General features: G+C 72.9%; 13 protein-coding genes. 7 read left to right on the forward strand and 6 right to left on the reverse strand.

Annotated features, from left to right (window positions below; translation table 11 throughout):
- Positions 1-48 precede the first annotated feature (48 nt).
- The 3 genes from pflA to ABTY59_RS17240 form a co-directional block, all read right to left on the reverse strand.
- Positions 49-867, reverse strand: coding sequence for a pyruvate formate-lyase-activating protein (pflA, locus tag ABTY59_RS17230; RefSeq protein WP_352019778.1), 819 nt, complete (start codon positions 865-867; stop codon positions 49-51).
- 76 nt (positions 868-943) lie between these two features.
- Entirely contained in the window at positions 944-3,223 is a 2,280-nt protein-coding gene (gene pflB, locus ABTY59_RS17235; protein WP_352019779.1) for a formate C-acetyltransferase, read from the reverse strand.
- Between the two features lie 167 nt (positions 3,224-3,390).
- A complete protein-coding gene (locus tag ABTY59_RS17240; RefSeq protein ID WP_352019780.1) occupies positions 3,391-4,812 on the reverse strand; it encodes an MFS transporter in 1,422 nt (473 codons plus the stop codon).
- Positions 4,813-5,112: 300 nt separating this feature from the next.
- On the opposite strand from ABTY59_RS17240, the gene ABTY59_RS17245 reads away from it, so the two are divergent.
- The 5 genes from ABTY59_RS17245 (at position 5,113) to ABTY59_RS17265 (ending at position 11,960) form a co-directional block, all read left to right on the forward strand.
- Positions 5,113-6,288 (forward strand): low temperature requirement protein A, encoded by a 1,176-nt coding sequence (locus tag ABTY59_RS17245; protein ID WP_352019781.1) that lies wholly within the window; start codon positions 5,113-5,115, stop codon positions 6,286-6,288.
- Positions 6,289-6,547: 259 nt separating this feature from the next.
- On the forward strand, positions 6,548-9,037 hold the full coding sequence (locus ABTY59_RS17250) for an ATP-binding protein (protein WP_352019782.1): 2,490 nt from the start codon (positions 6,548-6,550) through the stop codon (positions 9,035-9,037).
- Between the two features lie 125 nt (positions 9,038-9,162).
- Positions 9,163-9,942, forward strand: a complete 780-nt coding sequence (locus ABTY59_RS17255) for an SDR family oxidoreductase (RefSeq protein WP_352019783.1) — start codon at positions 9,163-9,165, stop codon at positions 9,940-9,942.
- Between the two features lie 26 nt (positions 9,943-9,968).
- On the forward strand, positions 9,969-11,045 hold the full coding sequence (locus ABTY59_RS17260; protein WP_352019784.1) for a P1 family peptidase: 1,077 nt from the start codon (positions 9,969-9,971) through the stop codon (positions 11,043-11,045).
- Between the two features lie 72 nt (positions 11,046-11,117).
- Positions 11,118-11,960: a DUF6227 family protein gene (locus tag ABTY59_RS17265; RefSeq protein WP_352019785.1), complete on the forward strand. Its 843-nt coding sequence runs from the start codon at positions 11,118-11,120 to the stop codon at positions 11,958-11,960.
- Positions 11,961-12,018: 58 nt separating this feature from the next.
- Here the strand turns inward: ABTY59_RS17265 and ABTY59_RS17270 are convergent, their stop codons facing one another.
- Positions 12,019-13,095, reverse strand: a complete 1,077-nt coding sequence (locus tag ABTY59_RS17270) for a tetratricopeptide repeat-containing glycosyltransferase (protein ID WP_352019786.1) — start codon at positions 13,093-13,095, stop codon at positions 12,019-12,021.
- Positions 13,096-13,410: 315 nt separating this feature from the next.
- Between ABTY59_RS17270 and ABTY59_RS17275 the strand changes: the two genes are divergently transcribed.
- Entirely contained in the window at positions 13,411-14,733 is a 1,323-nt protein-coding gene (locus tag ABTY59_RS17275) for a hypothetical protein (RefSeq protein ID WP_352019787.1), read from the forward strand.
- A gap of 74 nt (positions 14,734-14,807) precedes the next feature.
- Here the strand turns inward: ABTY59_RS17275 and ABTY59_RS17280 are convergent, their stop codons facing one another.
- Positions 14,808-16,346 carry an MFS transporter gene (locus tag ABTY59_RS17280; protein WP_352019788.1) on the reverse strand — a complete coding sequence of 513 codons (1,539 nt, stop codon included), beginning with the start codon at positions 16,344-16,346 and terminating at the stop codon, positions 14,808-14,810.
- A gap of 62 nt (positions 16,347-16,408) precedes the next feature.
- Between ABTY59_RS17280 and ABTY59_RS17285 the strand changes: the two genes are divergently transcribed.
- A complete protein-coding gene (locus ABTY59_RS17285) occupies positions 16,409-17,365 on the forward strand; it encodes a helix-turn-helix transcriptional regulator (protein WP_352019789.1) in 957 nt (318 codons plus the stop codon).
- A gap of 59 nt (positions 17,366-17,424) precedes the next feature.
- On the opposite strand, the gene ABTY59_RS17290 is transcribed toward ABTY59_RS17285, so the two are convergent.
- Positions 17,425-18,426 (reverse strand): sigma-70 family RNA polymerase sigma factor, encoded by a 1,002-nt coding sequence (locus tag ABTY59_RS17290; protein WP_352019790.1) that lies wholly within the window; start codon positions 18,424-18,426, stop codon positions 17,425-17,427.
- Between the last annotated feature and the right edge of the window lie 486 nt (positions 18,427-18,912).

Genomic DNA, 18,912 nt, shown 5'->3' on the forward strand with positions numbered 1-18,912 from the left:
TTTGCCCTATTCAGTCCCTTTTTGCGCGCCGTAGGGGTGACGCGTCGCTCAGACGGCGTGCAGTCCGTGGGCCTGGAACACCTCGCGGGCCGCGATGACCTGTGCGGGGGTCGGGGACGGCGTGTCGTGCAGGGTGAAGGGCTTGGCGAGTGCTTGCCACTTCGCTTCGCCGAGCTTGTGGAAGGGCAGGATGTCCACGCGGGACACGTTGCCGAGGCCGGCGGCGAAGGCGGCGACACCCTCGACGTTCTCCGGGGCGTCGGTCAGTCCCGGGACGAGCACGAAGCGGACGTGGACCTCCTGGCCGAGGCCGGCGAGCCGCCGGGCGAAGTCCAGGGTCGGCTTCAGCGGCCGCCCGGTGACCTTCCGGTACGTGTCGGGGTCCCAGGACTTGATGTCGAGCAGCACCAGGTCGGTGTCGCGCAGCAGGGCGTCGGTGGCGCGGGCGCCGAGGAAGCCCGAGGTGTCGAGGGCCGTGTGGAGGCCGAGCTCGTGCTTCAGCCGGTGCAGCAGCTCGCCGGTGAAGACGGGCTGGAGGAGGGGTTCGCCGCCGGAGACGGTGGCGCCTCCGCCGGACGCGGAGATGAAGCGGACGTACTTGGACGCCTCGGCGATCACGGCGTCGGCGGAGGTGCGCGTGCCGTCGCGCATCTTCCAGGTGTCGGGGTTGTGGCAGTAGAGGCAGGTGAGGGGGCAGCCGGAGAGAAAGGCGACGAAGCGGGTGCCGGGTCCGTCGACGCCGGTGGACAGGTCCCAGGAGTGGAGCGAGCCCTCGGAGGTCCGCTGGGTCGCCGCGGCGGCCGGGGTTCGGGCCGGGGAGGTGGCCGGACGGGCGGCGGCGGTGACCGGGGCGGTCGCGCTGGCCATGGCGGGGACTCCTTCGGGTGAGGGGTGCGACCCGGGGCCGGGGTGGGGATCACCGGCCCCGGGTGCGATCACGGGGCTACAGGGAGCCGTGGAAGGTGCGGTTCAGGACGTCCAGCTGCTGTTCGCGGCTGAGCCGGACGAAGTTGACCGCGTAACCGGAGACCCGGATGGTCAGCTGGGGGTGGTTCTCCGGGTGCTCCATCGCGTCCTCCAGGACGTCGCGGTCGAGGACGTTGACGTTCATGTGGAAGCCGTCGCCGGCCATGTAGCCGTCGAGGACGCCCGCGAGGTTCCTGATCCGCTCCTCGGGGGTGCGGCCCAGGCCGTCGGGGGTGACGGTGCTGGTCAGCGAGATGCCGTCCTCGGCGTCCTCGTACGGGAGTTTGGCGACCGACAGGGCCGAGGCGACGTAGCCGTGGGTGTCGCGGCCGTTCATCGGGTTGGCGCCCGGCGAGAAGGGTTCGCCGGCGCGGCGGCCGTCGGGGGTGTTGCCGGTCTTCGTGCCGTAGACGACGTTGGAGGTGATGGTCAGGACGGACTGGGTGTGTTCGGCGTCGCGGTAGGTGGGGTGCTTGCGGATCTTCCGCATGAACTCCTCGACCAGCCGGACCGCGATCGCGTCGGCCCGCTCGTCGTTGTTGCCGTACGCCGGGTAGTCGCCCTCGACGACGTAGTCGGTGGCGAGACCGGTCTCGTCCCGGACCGGGGTGACCCGGGCGTACTTCACGGCGGCGAGGGAGTCGGCGGCGACGGAGAGGCCGGCGATGCCGCAGGCCATGGTGCGGCGCACGTCACGGTCGTGGAGCGCCATCTCGATGCGCTCGTAGGCGTACCTGTCGTGCATGTAGTGGATGACGTTCAGGGCGTGGACGTAGACGCTCGCGAGCCATTCCATCTGCTCGTCGAAGCGGGCCATGACCTCGTCGTAGTCGAGGACGTCCGCCGTGATGGCGCCGGTGGCCGGGCCGACCTGGGCGCCGGACTTCTCGTCGCGGCCGCCGTTGATCGCGTAGAGGAGGGTCTTGGCGAGGTTCACGCGGGCGCCGAAGAACTGCATCTGCCTGCCGACGGGCATCGCGGAGACGCAGCAGGCGATGGCGGTGTCGTCGCCGAACCGGGGGCGCATCAGCTCGTCCGACTCGTACTGCACGGAGGAGGTGTCGATGGAGACCTTCGCGCAGAACTCCTTGAAGCCCCGGGGGAGCCGCGGCGACCAGAGGACGGTCATGTTGGGCTCGGGGGCCGGGCCCAGGTTGTAGAGGGTCTGGAGGTAGCGGAAGGAGGTCCTGGTGACCAGGGGGCGGCCGTCCTCGCCCATGCCGGCGAGGGACTCGGTGACCCAGGTGGGGTCGCCGGAGAACAGTTCGTCGTACTCGGGGGTGCGCAGGAAGCGGACGATGCGGAGCTTGATGACGAAGTCGTCGACGAGTTCCTGGGCCCGCTCCTCGGTGAGGAGACCGGCCTCGACGTCACGCTGGAGGTAGACGTCGAGGAAGGTGGAGGTGCGGCCGAGGGACATCGCGGCGCCGTTCTGCTCCTTCACGGCGGCGAGATAGGCGAAGTACAGCCACTGGACGGCCTCGTGGCCGGTGGTGGCGGGGCCGGAGATGTCGTGGCCGTAGGAGGCGGCCATCGTCTTCAGTTCGCCGAGGGCGCGGATCTGCTCGGACAGCTCCTCGCGGAGCCGGATCGTCTCCTCCAGTGAACGGTGGCCCGCGGGAAGGGAGTCGAGCTCCGCCTTCTCCTCCTTCTTCGCCTCGACGAGGCGGTCGACGCCGTAGAGGGCGACGCGGCGGTAGTCGCCGATGATGCGGCCGCGGCCGTAGGCGTCGGGGAGTCCGGTGACGACGCCGGCCTTGCGGGCGGCGCGGATCTCGGGGGTGTACGCGTCGAAGACGCCGGCGTTGTGGGTCTTGCGGTACTCGGTGAAGACCTTCTCCAGCTCGGCGGAGACCGGGTAGCCGTAGGTTTCCAGGGCGCCGGCGACCATGCGCCAGCCGCCGTACGGCATGATCGCGCGCTTGAGCGGGGCGTCGGTCTGGAGGCCGACGATCAGGTCCTTGTCGCGGTCGACGTATCCGGGGGCGTGGGCGGTGATGGTGGAGGGGACGTCGTACGAGACGTCGTACACGCCCTTGGCGCGCTCCTCGGGGAAGCGGTCCGTGAGGGCCTTCCACACGGCGGTGGTCCGCTCGGTGGGCCCGGCGAGGAAGGAGTCGTCCCCTTCGTACGGCGTGTAGTTCTGCTGGATGAAGTCGCGGACGTCGATGGCGTCGCGCCAGAGTCCGCCCTTGAAGCCCTTCCAGGCTCGCTCGTTCACCGTTGCCTCAGCAGGGGTAGCAGTCACTGCCCGCACCGCCTTCTTCGAATCATTCGATCGCGTCGTTGCCTGTCTTCATTCCACTCCTTCCGATCGATCGTTTCGGGCGGCGTTGGTCACCGTTCGGGGGCCGTAGGTCCCGTGCCGGGCATGCGGAAAGACCCCGCCGCGGGCGGGGTCTTTCCTCGGTGGAATTCCTGTCTCTAGCTGGGGGCCTCGGCGTTCTTCCGGGCGTAGAACCACCAGGTCACGACCGTGCAGCTGAGGTAGAAGGCGACGAATCCCCACATCGCGCTGGTCACGGCCACGGAGCCGAAGAGGGCCGGGATGAAGAAGAATCCGTAGGCGGCGACGGCCGAGGTGAAACCGGTGACCGCGCCGGACTCCATCTCCGCCTGCTTGAGCGCCCTCGCGTATTCCGGGGTGCCCTCTTCGAGGCCCTTGAGGTGGGTGCCGCGGAAGATGACCGGGATCTGCCGGAAGGTGGAGCCGTTGCCGATCCCGGAGAAGAAGAACGCGGCGAGGAAGCAGAAGAAGAAGCCGTAGAAGGAGCCGGCGTCACCGCCCGACGGCAGGAAGGTGATCACACCGACGATCGAGGCCGCCATGCCCACGAAGGACAGGATCGTGACCCGGGCGCCGCCCCACCTGTCGGCGATCCAGCCGCCGCCCCAGCGGGCCAGGGCGCCGACGGCGGGGCCCATCCAGGCGTACGTGGCGACCGAGTAGTCCGGGAAGGTGGTCTTGATCAGCATCGGCAGCGCGGCGGCGAAGCCGATGAAGGAGCCGAAGGTGCCGACGTACAGCCAGGTCATCAGCCAGTTGTGCTTGCGCCTGAAGATGATCTTCTGTCGGCGGAAGGGGGTCGAGGCCACCTTCAGGTCGTTCTGGCCGAACCAGGCGACCGCGGCGAGGACGAGCAGCACCGGCACCCACAGGAACGCGGCGTTCTGCAGATACACCGGGGTGCCGTCCGCCTTGTGCTGGGCCGAACCGATCGCGATCGTCGACCAGGTGATGACGATCGGGGTCAGCAGCTGGACGACGGAGACGCCCAGGTTGCCGAGACCGCCGTTGATGCCGGTCGCGCTGCCCTTCCTCGCCTTCGGGAAGAAGAAACCGATGTTCGCGAGGGAGGAGGCGAAGTTCGCGCCGCCGATGCCGCAGAGCGCGGCGATGGCGACCATCACTCCGTACGGGGTCGTCGGGTCCTGGATGGCGACGCCCAGCCAGATCAGCGGGACGACGAGGACCGCCGTCGACAGCGCGGTGAAACGGCGCTGGCCGACCATCGGACCGAGGAAGGTGTAGAGGATCCGGGCCGTGCCGCCGGTCAGACCGGGAACGGCCGTCAGCCAGAACAGCTGGGAGGTCGAGAAGCCGAACCCGACGTCCTTCAGGTTCGTCGCCGTGACCGACCACACCTGCCAGACGACGAACGCCACGAGCAGCGCCGGGACGGCGATCCACAGGTTGCGGGTGGCGACCCTCTTGCCGATCGACGTCCAGAAGAGCTCGTTCTCCGGCTCCCAGTCGGTGATCGGCTTCCCGGGACGGTACTGCTCCGCGTCGTACGAGGCGGGTGACCGGCCGGCCGTTCTGCTGTCCTGGACTACGGAACTCATGGCGCTTCCCTGATGTTTCGGGACCGTGCTTCCTTGCCCTTCCAGGCTGCGCCCGCGCGGGAGGGTGAGGTCAGAGCCGATGGTCGCCGGACGGGCGGGCGGAGGTCCCGTCAGCGGGAGGCCGGAGGAACCGGCAGCACCGGCAGGGCGGCCTCCGGATCGTCGAGGCAGGCGTGTCCGGTACGGCGGCCAGGGCCACCCGCTCCTGGCGGCGGCCGTGGCCGCCCGGTGCGCGGACGGAGGAGACCCCGGGCGTGGCAGGCACACCGGCCCGGCGCCCGCTCTGCTGTGCTGGGGCGCATGACACAACCGTTCCTTCCCCTCACCGCCCGCTCCCGCGAGGAGACGCACCGGACCGCCACGCCCCTGGAGCTCTTCTTCGACCTCTGCTTCGTCGTGGCGGTCGCCCAGGCCGGTGCCGAGCTGGTGCACGCGGTCGCGGAGGGCCACGCCGGAGAGGGCATCCTCAACTACGCGATGATCTTCTTCGCGATCTGGTGGGCCTGGATGAACTTCTCCTGGTTCGCCTCCGCGTACGACAACGACGACGTCCTCTACCGCGTCGTCACCCTCGTCCAGATCGCCGGTGTGCTCATCCTCGCCGCCGGGGTGTCCCGCGCGTTCGAGGAGCACGACTTCCTCGTCGTCTACCTCGGCTACCTCGTGATGCGGGTCGCGCTCGCCTCGCAGTGGCTGCGGGCCTCCCACCACGCCACCGCCCCGGCGGAGCGGACGATGTGCCGCCGGTACGCGGGCGGGGTCCTCGCCGTCCAGATCGGCTGGCTCGGCCTGCTCCTGGCGCCCGAGCCGGCCCGCCCGTGGGTGTTCCTGGTGATGGCGCTGGCGGAGATGGCGGTGCCGGTGTACGCGGAGAAGGACGCGCCCAGCACCTGGCATCCGCATCACATCGCCGAGCGGTACGGCCTGTTCACCATCATCGTGCTCGGCGAGACCGTGGCCGCCGCGACGGTCGCCGTGAAGACCGGGATCGCCGAGAACGACGCGCTCGGCGAGGTGCTGACGATCGCCGCGGGCGGTCTGCTGCTGGTCTTCGCCGCCTGGTGGATCTACTTCGTCGTGCCCGCCCACGACCGGCTGACGTCCAGCCGTCAGGGCTTCCTGTGGGGCTACGGGCACTACGTGATCTTCGCTTCGGCCGCGGCGGTCGGCGCGGGTCTGGAGATCGCCGTCGAGCAGGCCGTGGGGAAGGCCCACATCTCCACGCTCGCCGCCTCCGCGGCGGTGACGATCCCCTCGGCGGTGTTCCTGCTGTCGGTGTGGCTGCTGCACGCCCGCTACTTCAAGATCGGCATCGCCCAGCAACTGGTGCTCCCGGTGTCGTCGTTCGCGATCCTGATGTGCTCGTTCGCGGGCCGCTGGGCCGTGCTCGCGGCCGGGGTCGTCGCGGCGGCGACCGTCGCGGTCGGCGTGACCCTGACCGCCAGGACCGCGGGCACGCGCGCGAGGACGGCCTGAAGGACACCACCGGAGGCCCGAGGGGAGGGGGCTGGAAGGGCCGCCGTCCGGCGGGGACGGCGGCCCGGAGGACTGGAGGGCTTGAGGACCGGAGGGCCGGAGGGCCGGGAGCCGGACGGCTTGAGGACCGGAGGGCCGGGGCCCGGACGGCTTGAGGACCGGAGGGCCGGGGCCCGGACGGCTTGAGGGCTGGAAGGGCCGGGGCCCGGACGGCTTGAGGGCTGGAAGGGCCGCCGTCCGGCGGGACACAATCCGGCACATGATCTTCCGCCTCCTGGGACCGCTCACCGTCACCGGCGCAGCCGGGGCCGTCGGCGCCCCCAAGGTCCGCGCCCTGCTGGCCCGGCTCCTCCTCGACGCGGGCAGGACCGTGCCGGTGGAGCGGCTCGTCGACGGGCTGTACGGGGACGAGCCGCCGGCCGGCGTCCAGGGCGCGCTCCAGGCCCAGGTCTCGCGGCTGCGCCGGGCCCTTCCACCGGGCGTGACGGTGGAGTTCTCGCCCGGCGGGTACCGGCTGGCCGTCGCGGACCCGGCCGCGGACGTGGACGTGCTGCGGTTCGAGGCGCTCGCCCGTGAGGGCGCGCGGGCGGCCGCGGCGGGCGACCCGGGACGGGCTGCCGCGCTGCTGCGGGAAGGGCTCGGGCTGTGGCGGGGGGCGGCGCTCGCGGACGTACGGGACGCGCCGTTCGCGGCGGGTCAGGCGGCCCGGCTCGACGCGCTGCGGCTGGACGCGGTGGAGGAGTGGGCCGCCGCCGAACTGGCCGCGGGCGGTGACCCGGCGGTTCTCGTACGGGAGGTGGAGCGGGCGGTCCGCGCGCAGCCGCTGCGCGAACGGCTGCGGGGCCTGCAGATGCGGGCGCTCGGCGCGGCGGGGCGGCAGGCGGAGGCGCTGGCCGTGTTCGAGGAGGTGCGGGCGGCCCTGGCGGAGGAGCTGGGGGCCGATCCGTCGCCGGAACTGTCCGCCGTGCACCTGGAGGTACTGCGGGGCGGTGCGGCGGCACCGGAGCGGACGTGCCCGCCGCTGCCGGCGCCGCTGACGGACTTCGTGGGACGCGAGAGGGAGCGGGAGCGGCTGGCGGCGCTGGTGACGGCGGCCCGTCTGGTGACCCTGGTGGGGCCGGGCGGCGCGGGCAAGACCCGGCTGGCCCTGGAGGTGGGGGCGGGGCTGCCCGGGGAGGTCCGCTTCGTGGACCTGGGGGCGGTGACGGGCGGGAGCGGGGCCGCGTACGGGGGCTCCGGGCTCGTGGCCGGCGAGGTCGCCGAGGCGTTCGCGGCGGCGCTCGGGGTGCGGGGCGCCGCGCGGCTCGAAGCGGCCCTGGCCGGGCGGCCGGTGCTGCTGATCGCGGACAACTGCGAGCACGTCGTCGCGGAGACGGCCGTCCTCGTACGGCGCCTGCTCGCCGCCTGCCCCGGGCTGCGGGTCCTGACGACGAGCCGGGAGGCGCTCGGCATCACCGGGGAGTCGCTGCTGCCGCTCGGCGCGCTGGAGCCGGGGGCGGCGCAGGAACTGTTCGTGCGGCGGGCGGCGGCCGTACGGCCCGGATTCACGGGCCACGCGCGCGTGGCGGAGCTGTGCGCGGGCCTCGACGGGCTGCCGCTCGCCGTCGAGCTGGCGGCGGCACGGCTGCGGACCCTGTCCGTGGAGGAGCTGGCGGACGGGCTCGGCGAACGGTTCGAGCTGCTGTCGCGCGGGGACCGCACGGCGCCGGAGCGGCACCGGACGCTGCGGGCGGTGGTGGAGTGGAGCTGGTCGCTGCTCGAACCCGGCGAGCGGGAACTGGCCGCGCGGCTCTCCGTGTTCCGCGGCGGGGCGACGGCGGAGACGGTGGCCCGGGTGTGCGGGGCGGACGGGGCGACCCTGGCGTCGCTCGTGGAGAAGTCGCTGGTGGAGGTGCGGGACGACGGCCGCCACCGGATGCTGGAGACGATCCGGGCGTACGCCGCCGAGCGCCTCCCGCACGACGATCCCGCCCCGGCCGCGCACCTCGCCCACTACCGGGACCTCGCGGAGGCGGCCGATCCCGAACTGCGGGGAGCCGCCCAGCTGGAGTGGCTGGCCCGGCTGGACGCGGAGGACGCGAACCTGCGGGCGGCCTTGCGACGGGCCGCCCCCGAGGACGGGCTGCGGCTCGTGGCGGCGCTGAGCCCGTACTGGTGGCTGCGCGGGCTGCGGGGCCGGGTGGCGGCACCGGTCGCGGAGCTCCTCGGCCGGGTGGAGCCGACGGCGGAGCGGGGCGAGGAGTACGCGCTGTGCGTCCTCGCGGCGGGCCTGCGCGAGGGCGAACACGTCGACCGGGCCGCGGCGTTCCTCCGCGCGCGTACGGCCCCGCTGCGGCAGCCGTACACCGCGTTCCTGTGGTCGACGTCCGTGGGCCCCCTGGAGGGCCTGCGGCTCGGCGACGACCCGTGGTCCCGGGCGCTGGGGCTCGTGGGCCGGGCCCATCTGACGACGGTTCCGGCCGAGGCGGAGGCCCTCCTGACGGAGGCGCTCGCGGGCTTCCGCGCGCTCGGCGAACGATGGGGGACGGCGACGGCCCTGGAGGGCCTCGCGGCGCACGCCCGCGACCCGCTGCCCCTCCTGGCGGAGGCCCTGGAACTCTTCGAGTGCCTGGGCGTGGCGGAGGACGTGGTGGACCTCCTCCTGCGCCGGGCGACCCTCCACGAGACGTCCGGGAACCCGTCGTCGGCGGCGACGGACCGCGCCCGCGCCCATGAGACGTCCCGCAGGGCGGGCCTCCAGGAGCCGTAGCCCCCACGGGCGGGGCGACGCCGTCAGGCGGTCGTCAGCGGCTCGTCAGCGGCTCGTCAGGGGGGCGCGCCACCGTACTCCCGTGCCCCGGGGAGACGCCCCGGGCCCGCCCCGGGGAGTACGTCATGCAGCAGCCCACCCGCACCGCGCTCGTCACCGGTTCCTCCCGCGGCATCGGGCGCGCCGTCGCCCGCCGGCTCGCCGCCGACGGGATGGTCGTCGCCGTCCACTACGGGCAGGACGCCGCCGCCGCGCAGGAGACCGTGGACCTGATCGTCCGGGACGGCGGGCGGGCCTTCTCCGTCGGCGCCGACCTGGCCTCGTACGACGGCGTGCTCGCCCTCGCCGACGGCCTCCGGGCCGGGCTCGCCGCCCACACCGGCGGGACGGTGCTCGACGTCCTGGTCAACAACGCCGCCGCGACGACCTCGGGCGGTCACCTCGCGGACGAGACCCCGGAGGCCTTCGACCGCGTCTTCGCCGTCAACGTCCGGGCACCGTACTTCCTCGTGCGGGAGCTGCTGCCGCTGCTCCGGGACGGCGGCCGGATCGTCAACATCGGGTCCGCCGTCACCCGGATCGCGCTCGCCGACGAGCTGGCGTACGCGATGACGAAGGGCGCGATGGAGACCTTCACCCGTACCCTCGCCAACGTCGTCGGGGAGCGCCGGATCACCGTCAACACGGTCGCCCCCGGCCCGACGCAGACCGCCGGTCTCACCGCCGCCATGGCGGCGATGCCCGCGCTGGAGGGCATGCTGATCGCCGGGCAGGCGCTGCCGTGGGTCGGGCAGCCCGAGGACATCGCCGACCCGGTGGCCTTCCTGGCCTCGGAGGACGGCCGCTGGATCACCGGCACCGTGATCGACGCCTCGGGCGGCACCTACCTCGGCCCCAAGCGCTGAGCCAAGCACCGTGGTAGGCAGGGGACATGACACTCCCCGAGGAGACGGACGGCCGGGACGCGATCACCGACGTGAGCGGGCTGCGCGTGGGCCACGCGCGCGTGGCCGGGCCGGGGGCGCTGAGCGGGACCACGGTCGTGCTGGCCCCGGAGGGCGGTGCGGTGGCCGCCGTGGACGTACGGGGCGGCGGTCCCGGCACGCGGGAGACGGACGCCCTCGACCCGCGGAACCTGGTCCAGCGGATCGACGCGCTCGTCCTGACCGGCGGCAGCGCGTACGGCCTGGACTCCGCCGCCGGGGTGATGGCGTGGCTGGCGGAGCGGAACCGGGGCGTGCGCGTGGGCCCCGATCCCTCGCACGTGGTGCCCGTGGTGCCCGCCGCCTGCGTCTTCGACCTGGGCCGGGGCGGCGACTTCACGGCCCGCCCGGACGCGGCGACGGGCCGGGCCGCGGTCGAGGCGGCGGCCGCGAGCGGGGACCGCGCGCGCGTGGAGACGGGCGCGGTCGGCGCGGGCACCGGCGCGGTGGCCGGGGGGCTGCGCGGCGGGGTGGGGACGGCGAGCACCGTCCTGGAGTCGGGGATCACGGTCGGCGCGCTCGTCGTCGTGAACGCGGCGGGCTCGGCCGTCGACCCGACCACGGGCGTCCCCTACGGCAGCTACTTCGAGGCGGGCCGGCCGGCGTTCCCGGACGGCGGGGTCCACGAGGCGGCGCTGCGGCGCCTCGCGGAGGCCCGGACGGCGGGCGCCCCGCCCCCGATGAACACCACGCTCGCGGTCGTCGCGACCGACGCGGCGCTCACCCGCGCCCAGGCGCAGAAGGTGGCCGGCACCGCGCACGACGGCATCGCGCGCGCGGTGCGCCCGGTGCACCTGATGAACGACGGCGACACGGTGTTCGCGCTGGCGACCGGGGCGCGGGAGCTGCCGGAGGGGCCGGGGCCGCTCGCCCTGAACGCGATCCTGGCGGCGGGCGCGGACCTGGTGACCCGGGCGATCGTCCGCGCGGTCCTCGCGGCCCCCGGCGGGCAGCGCGGACCCGGCGGCGACTTCCCCTCGTACGGCGAGCTGTACGGACCGGAGGCGGGCACGTACTCCCGGTAAGCCCAAGGGAGTTGAATGAAAGGGGCGGGAACTTCCCAAGGGTGCCCCTCGTTTTCCGGAACCCCGGACCAGATGTCGGACCCAGGGACTACGTTAAGCAAGCACCAAGTGACATGCGGCGACGGCCTGGAGACCCTCTTGAACGATCCGCAGGATCCTCACGATCCGTACGAGACGACCGAGACGCACCTTGAGCGGCTCCTCGGCAGGGCCCTCAACTCCTTCGACCTGCCCGACTCGACGGTCGAGCGCCTCGGCACGGCGCTCGCCCACTCCAGCGCGCTGCACTCCTCGCACCACAGCGCGTCGCTGCACCGCACGACCCACCGCCACACCTATCTGCTCGCCGACGGCAGCGCGCTCAGCCTGTGGGAGCTCGCGCACAACGCCGGCCGGGACGGCACCGAGCAGTACGAGCTGTACACGGAGGAGTCGGAGGCCCGGCTCGCCGCGTCCCGCCTCCCGACCGGGCCGCTGCCGGGGTGGACGGCGGAGCGCTCCGACGGCCGCGCCCTCGATGACGACGACGACCTGGAGCTGCTGAGCGCGCTGCTCGCCCGCCCGATACCGGCGCAGCCCCGGATGTACGTGCCGGACAACTCCGCGGACCACGCCCGCCGCGTCCTGCGCCGCGCGGAGAACGCGGACCGGCCGGGCGAGCGGACGGCCCGCAGGCTCCGGCTGGCCTTCGCGCACCACATCACGCAGGCCTTCGGCCGCCACTGCCCGGTGGAGGGCGGCCGGGACGCCGGCTTCACCCTCTACGAGCACCAGTTCCTGCTGCTCGACGGCAGCGAGGTCAGCCTCTGGGAGGTCGAGCACACCGCGACGCCGGACGGCCGTCACATGTGCGAGGTGTACGAGGACGAGCGCGCGGCCCGCGGCGCGATGGAGTCCCGCTCCCGCGTCCGCTGACCCGAGCCCCGCCCGGGCCGGCCCCTCGGGGGGTCGACCCGCGGGCGGGCGACCGTGATCAGTGGGCCAGGACGGGGGGCGCGGATCCGGCCAGGCGGTCCAGGGCGAACGCCCTGTTGGCGCGGGTCTGTTCGCGGTAGCTCTCGGGCAGGTCCGGCAGCGCGAGCAGCCGGTCGCAGGCGTCGAGCGAGGCGGCGTGGTCACCCACCCAGTACGCGGTGATCGAGTACTCGAAGAGCAGCCCCCACCGGTACACCCACGGCTGCGTGAACAGCACGTCGTCCGGCATCTCCCGGTCCACCACGGCGGACACGATCGCGTGGGCGGTCTCGTGGCGCCGCATCGTCCGCAGCCTCGCCACCAGTTCGTAGCAGGCCTCAAGGCGGCTCGGCCGGGAGTCCCAGGCCCGTGAGAGGGCGTCCATCGCGGCCGGCCAGTCGCCGGCGTCGGCGCGGAGGACCCCCGACTGGAGCAGCGAGAAGTAGACCTCCTCCGCCCAGCCGCCCATCGCCGCGCGCCGCTCGTAGAGGGCGACGGCCTCGTCCCTGCGGCCCATGTCCCGGAGCGTCTGCGCGAGGTAGAAGACCGTGCGGTGGTTCGCCGGGTCCCGTTCGAGCTCCGCGCTCAGCAGCCGGGCGTCCCGCTCGAACTTGTCGTGCCGCGAGCCGCCGTCGGCGTGGTCCTCGATGACGAGGGCGTCCAGGTTCTCCTGGACGTGGTCACGGTCCGCCGTCAGGTACTCATGGGTGACCCCCTCGTACCGCCACGGAAGATCACCTCTGACCAGGCGCTTGATGCGGTACTCGACGGTCCCCCGGTGGCGGATCATGTACGCGTCGGCGAGCGGGCCCCCCGCGGCGGGCAGCGGGGCGTCCTGCCGCAGGACGTGGTCGGCGTCGAGGAGCAGCAGATAGTCCGCCCGGCCGCGGGCGTGCGCGATGTTCAGGCTGCGGTTGTGGCCGAAGTTCACCCACGGCTCCTCGTGGAGTTCCCCGGGGATGCCGTCGAGGGCTGCGCGGATGAGGTCCTGGGTGCCGTCGGTGGAACCGGTGTCGGAGATGACCCAGGTGTCCACGAGACCGCGGACGGACGCGAGGCAGCGTTCGATCACCGCGGCCTCGTTCTTGACGATCATGCACAAGCAGATGGACGGACGCACGGCAACACCACTTCCGGTGGGGGCGGGAGAGCGCTCGGGGGGCCGATGGGGTGGGTGACCCTAGGCGCCGCCTCCCGGGGATCGGGGTCGGCGCGCCGACGGGCCGTTCGAAGTTCGCCGTCGCGTACGCATCCAATCGGCTGTCCGTGCTAGGCCATGGCGCTGAGAGCGCCGGAAATCGGTCAAGCCTTCGCATGCGCGATCCGATGATCCGACCAGGGGAACGAGATTCCGTTTCCCCTCTCGATCGCGCTCACACCGGCCGCGGAGCCGGTGGAGGAAGGAGCATGCATGCGTCCTGATGCCAGGACCAGGTCCCCGCTCGGCCCGCTGCCCCGACGACGCGGATGGCTCTGCAGCGGAGCCATCGCCTCCGTTGCCCTCGTCCTCACCGGCTTCGCCTCCCCGGCCGCGGCCGCGTGGGGCCAGAACTCCGGTACGACACTCGCGGGTCCCCCGCCGGGCGGCCCCTGTGAGGAGCGCCCCCACCACCACGAGGGCGGCCACCACGAGGACGGCCCGCCGCCGCATCACGGGGACGGCCGCCAGGGGGACGGTCCCTCCGCGGAGGAGCAGGACGGAGCGCCGCCCTGGGAGCAGGACGTGCCCTCGCACGCCGACCTCTCGGCCTTCCTCGACCAGCAGGTCCAGGGCCCCCGCGCCCTCACCGAGGCCGCGCTGCGCACGGGTGGCGGCGGCCACGACGACGACTGCCAGGTCGGCCCGACGGGACCCCCTGGCCCGACGGGCCCGGCGGGCCCGACCGGACCCACGGGCGCGACGGGCGCGACGGGCGCCACCGGTGCGACGGGCGCCACCGGAGCCACCGGAGCCACCGGTGCGACCGGTGCGACCGGTGCCACGGGCACCACCGGTGCCACGGGCGAGACCGGAGCGACGGGGGCCACAGGCGCGACCGGTGCCACAGGCGCCACCGGAGCCACAGGCGCCACCGGAGCGACGGGCGAGACCGGAGCAACGGGCGCCACCGGAGCCACGGGTGCCACCGGTGACACCGGCCCGACGGGCCCCACCGGAGCGACGGGCGCCACGGGCGCCACCGGAGCCACGGGCGAGACCGGCGCGACGGGCGCCACGGGTGCCACGGGTGCCACCGGAGCCACAGGCGCGACCGGAGCGACCGGTGCCACAGGCGCGACCGGAGCCACCGGCCCGACCGGGCCCTGCTCCGACATCGACACCTTCAGTCCTTCGAACACCGAGGACTTCCAGGCCGTGCTCACCGGTGGCAAGGCGTACGCCGGCAAGGCGTCCACCCCGGGCGGGACGATCGCCTGGCAGGACCTCACCAACCTGACCGCGACCATGACCGACCCCGCGAACGGCTCCGTGGCTGCGGGAACCGCCTTCCCCGGCAACGCGTGCGGGATCGCGATCGAGGCACAGGGCAACGACGCCTACGTCAAGATCGTCCGCACGAACGGCGAGGTGTGGCAGACCCACGGCGACATCAACGGCCAGACGTTCGTCTGGGACGAGGGCTGGTTCCAGCAGACGACACCCACCCCGGCCGCCCTGCGCGCCGGCAAGTTCCAGCGGGCCCTGCCCCCCGGCACGGCACGCAACCTCATGCCGGGCCTGACGCGCCCCTGACCGAAGGGCGGCACGGCTGAGGGGCGGTGCGCTCGTGCGCACCGCCCCTCTCCGTCCAGCGCCCACCGGGGGGCTCAGTGCGCGAGCACCGGCTCCTTCTCGGCCGTCACGGCCTCGTCGGTCCCGTCGGCGTCGTCACCGCCGCCCTCCAGGTGCTGCTTCGGCTTCGCCGGCAGCGCGAACATCACCAGGAAGATCAGGGCGAGCACGCCCGCCGCCCAGCCCAGCGAGTTCTGGAAGGCGTCGGTGAACGCCGCGCCCACCTCGGACGGCGCCTTGGCGAGCTTCTCGTCGTCGATCGTCCCGAAGAAGACCACCGACACCAGGCCGAGTCCGAGCGCGTTGCCCATCTGCCCGGTCGTGTTGATCAGGCCGGAGGCCGAACCGGCGTGCTCCTTCGGCACCTCCGAGAGCACGGCGTCCGTCAGCGGCGCCACGATCAGGCCCATGCCCAGACCCATGACCACCAGCGGCGGGATCATCTGCCAGGAGTGGATCCCGGCCCCGTAGCGCCCCGCCTCGAAGAGGTAGAGCAGGATGCCCGCGATCATCGTCAGCGCGCCCGCCTGGAGCACCTTCCGGCCGAAGCGCGGCACCAGCTTCTGCACCGACATGCCGGCGGCCACCGAGACCGAGATCGAGAACGGCACCCCGGTCAGACCGGCCTTCAGCGGGCTCCAGCCCAGCCCGATCTGCATGTACAGCGTCCACACCAGGAAGAAGATGCCGAGGACGACACCGAAGGTCAGCTGCACGGCGATGCCGGCCGCGAAGCTCTTCACCTTGAACAGCGACAGCTCGACGAGCGGGGAGCCGTCCTTCTTCGTCTTGTACTTCTCGTACGCCACGAGCGCCGCGAACACGAGCAGGCTGCCGGCCATCATCAGGTGGCCCCAGAGCGGCCAGTCCAGCTCACGGCCGCGGGTCAGCGGGTAGACCAGCATGAGCAGCGCCGCCGTCACCAGGAGCACGCCGACCATGTCGAGCCTGAGCGCCTTCGGCGCCTTCGACTCGGTGATGAACTTCCGGCCCAGGAACAGGGCGGCGACGCCCACCGGCAGGTTGATCAGGAAGATCGGGCGCCACTCCAGGCCCGCGATGTTCCACTGGGTGAGCAGCGCGCCGAGCAGCGGGCCCGAGACCGCGCCGAGGCCGATGATCGCGCCGAACATCCCGAAGACCTTGCCGCGCTCGTGCGCGGGGAACGTGACGTGGATGATCGACAGGACCTGCGGGACCATCATCGCCGCCGCCGCGCCCTGGAGCAGCCGGGAGCCGACCAGCATCTCCTGGTTGGCCGCGAAGCCGCAGAGCGCCGAGGCGAGGGTGAAGCCGGCGGTGCCGAGGAGGAAGAGGCGCTTGCGGCCGTAGATGTCCCCGAGGCGGCCACCGGTGATCAGACCGGCGGCGAACGCGAGCGCGTACCCGGCGGTGATCCACTGGATGGCCCCGAACGAAGCGCCGAGGTCCTTCTCGATGCTGGGGATCGCGATGTTGACGATCGTGGCGTCGACCAGGTCCATGAAGGCGGCGGTCATGACGATGGCGAGGGCGATCCAGCGCCGCTTGTCGCTGGCCGCGGCCGCTTCGCTGGCGGCTTCGTGTGAACTCATACGAAGAAGATAGGAGTCATGTAGGTCAGGTCATGTCCTAGATGAGCCTCATCCTGGAAGACATGACGGACACCCCGGCACGACTCCTGAATCTGCTCTCGCTCCTCCAGACCCCGCGCGAGTGGCCCGGAAGCGAACTCGCCGAACGGCTCTCGGTCTCCCCGCGCACCATCCGCCGCGACATCGACCGGCTCCGCGACCTCGGCTACCCCGTCGAGGCCACCATGGGCGCCGTCGGCGGCTACCGGCTCGTCGCCGGTACGGCGATGCCGCCGCTGCTCCTCGACGACGAGGAGGCCGTCGCGATCGCCGTCGGCCTGCGCGCCGGGGCCGGGCACGCCATCGAAGGCGTCGACGAGGCGTCCGTACGGGCCCTGGCGAAGCTGGAGCAGGTGCTGCCGGCGCGGCTGCGGCACCGGGTCTCCACCCTGCAGAACGCGACGATCCCGCTGACCCGGGGCGACGGCGCCACCGTCACCCCCGCCACGCTGACCGCACTGGCGGGCGCGGTGACCGGGCACGAGCGGCTGCGGTTCGGCTACCGGGCCGGGGACGGCACGGAGTCGAAACGGCTGGTGGAGCCGTACCGGCTGGTCTCGACCGGGCGGCGCTGGTACCTCGTCGCGTACGACCTGGGGCGCGAGGACTGGAGGACCTTCCGGGTGGACCGGGTCAGCGAGCCGTTCCCCACGGGCGCGCGCTTCACCCCGCGCGAGCTGCCGTCGGGGGACGCCGCGACCTACATGGCCCGGTCGATGGCACGGGCCCAGGGCGAGGTCGACCTCGACGTGACGTTCGCCGCGCCGGCCGAGTTCGTCGTCGCCCGCCTCCCGTCCCACCTCGTCCCCGTCGCGACGGACCCGGACCACTGCCGGCTCCGCGCCCGCGTCGCCGACTCGGTGGAATGGCTGGCCCTCCGGCTCGCCCTGATGGACGTCGACTTCACGGTCCACGGCCCGGAGCCCCTGATCACGTACATGCGGGACCTGTCGACGAGGCTGGCGTCGGCGACCGGCTGAGTCCCGTCGTGGGGCGGGCGCCGCCCCACGACGGGCGCGGGCGCCGCCCACGACGCGCTCTAGGCCACGGCGTCGAAGCCCGTGTCGTGCGCCATCTTCTTCAGCTCCAGGAGCGCGTGCTTCTCGATCTGGCGGATCCGCTCGCGCGTCAGCCCGTGCTGCTTGCCGACCTCCGTCAGCGTCCGCTCGCGCCCGTCCTCGATCCCGTACCGCATGCGGATGATGGACGCCGTGCGGTGGTCGAGCTTGTCGATGAGGTCGTCGAGCTCCTCGCTGCGCAGCAGCGTCAGGACGGACTGCTCCGGGGAGATCGCCGAGGTGTCCTCCAGGAGGTCGCCGAACTGCGTCTCGCCCTCGTCGTCCACCGACATGTTCAGCGAGACGGGGTCCCGCGCCCAGTCGAGGACGTCCGTGACGCGCTCGGGCGTCGAGCCGAGCTCGGCCGCGATCTCGGCGGGCTCGGGCTCCCGGCCGTTCTCCCGGTTGAACTCGCGCTGCACCCGCCGGATCCGGCCCAGCTCCTCCACCAGGTGGACGGGGAGCCGGATGGTCCGGGACTGGTCGGCGATCGACCGGGTGATGGCCTGGCGGATCCACCACGTGGCGTACGTGGAGAACTTGAAGCCCTTCGCGTAGTCGAACTTCTCGACCGCGCGCACCAGGCCGGCGTTCCCCTCCTGGATCAGGTCGAGCAGCGGCAGCCCGCTGCGCGGGTAGCGGCGGGCCACGGCCACCACGAGCCGCAGGTTGGACTTGATGAAGAGGTCCTTGGCACGCTCGCCCTCGGCGACCAGCGCCTCGAGCTCCTCACGGCTCGCCCCGCCGCCCTCGCTCTCCACCTCTCCGTCGAGTATCTGCTGGGCGTAGACGCCCGCCTCGATGGTCTGGGAGAGCTCGACCTCCTTGGCGGCGTCGAGCAGGGGCGTACGCGCGATCTCGTCGAGGTACATGCCGACCAGGTCGCGGTCGGCGATCTCCCCGCCCACGGCGCGAACGCTGCTTGCCCGTGCGGCCCCGCTCTGGGCGGAGGTCTGACGACGGGCGACGGCACGGGTTGCCATGCGTGCTCCCTTGCTGAGTAGGTCGCGACACCCTTGCGGGTGCCCTGCATCCGACGGAAACAACGACTGGAATCAGGACAGAATTCCCACCCGGCACATGGATTTTCGCGATCATGCAGTATCCTGCGCGGCCGCCGCCCCCGCGGGCACACCGCGGACACCCATGGAGGTGCAGGTCAGACCGGGCACGGAGGGTGAAACGGCGCCCCTCGCGGGAGCACCCGACCACTCTGTCGGTGAGACCGCGATCACATGCGGCGCCATCCCTTCAGACGCCACCACGCGGATCACGGTTGCCTCCGCCGCCCCACACCGTCCGCACGCGTCACGGACCCCGCGCGAGCCCGCGCCCCCCACGAGTCACAGAGCCCGCACGAGCCCTGCGACCCCACGCGCGTCACGGACCCCGCACGAGCCGTGCGACCCCCGCACGAGCCGTCGCTCCGCCCTGCGTCCTAGGTCCCCAGCCCGTTCCGCGCCTCCGCT

It is taken from the genome of Streptomyces sp. NPDC096079 (assembly GCF_040303145.1).
Classification (GTDB): domain Bacteria; phylum Actinomycetota; class Actinomycetes; order Streptomycetales; family Streptomycetaceae; genus Streptomyces.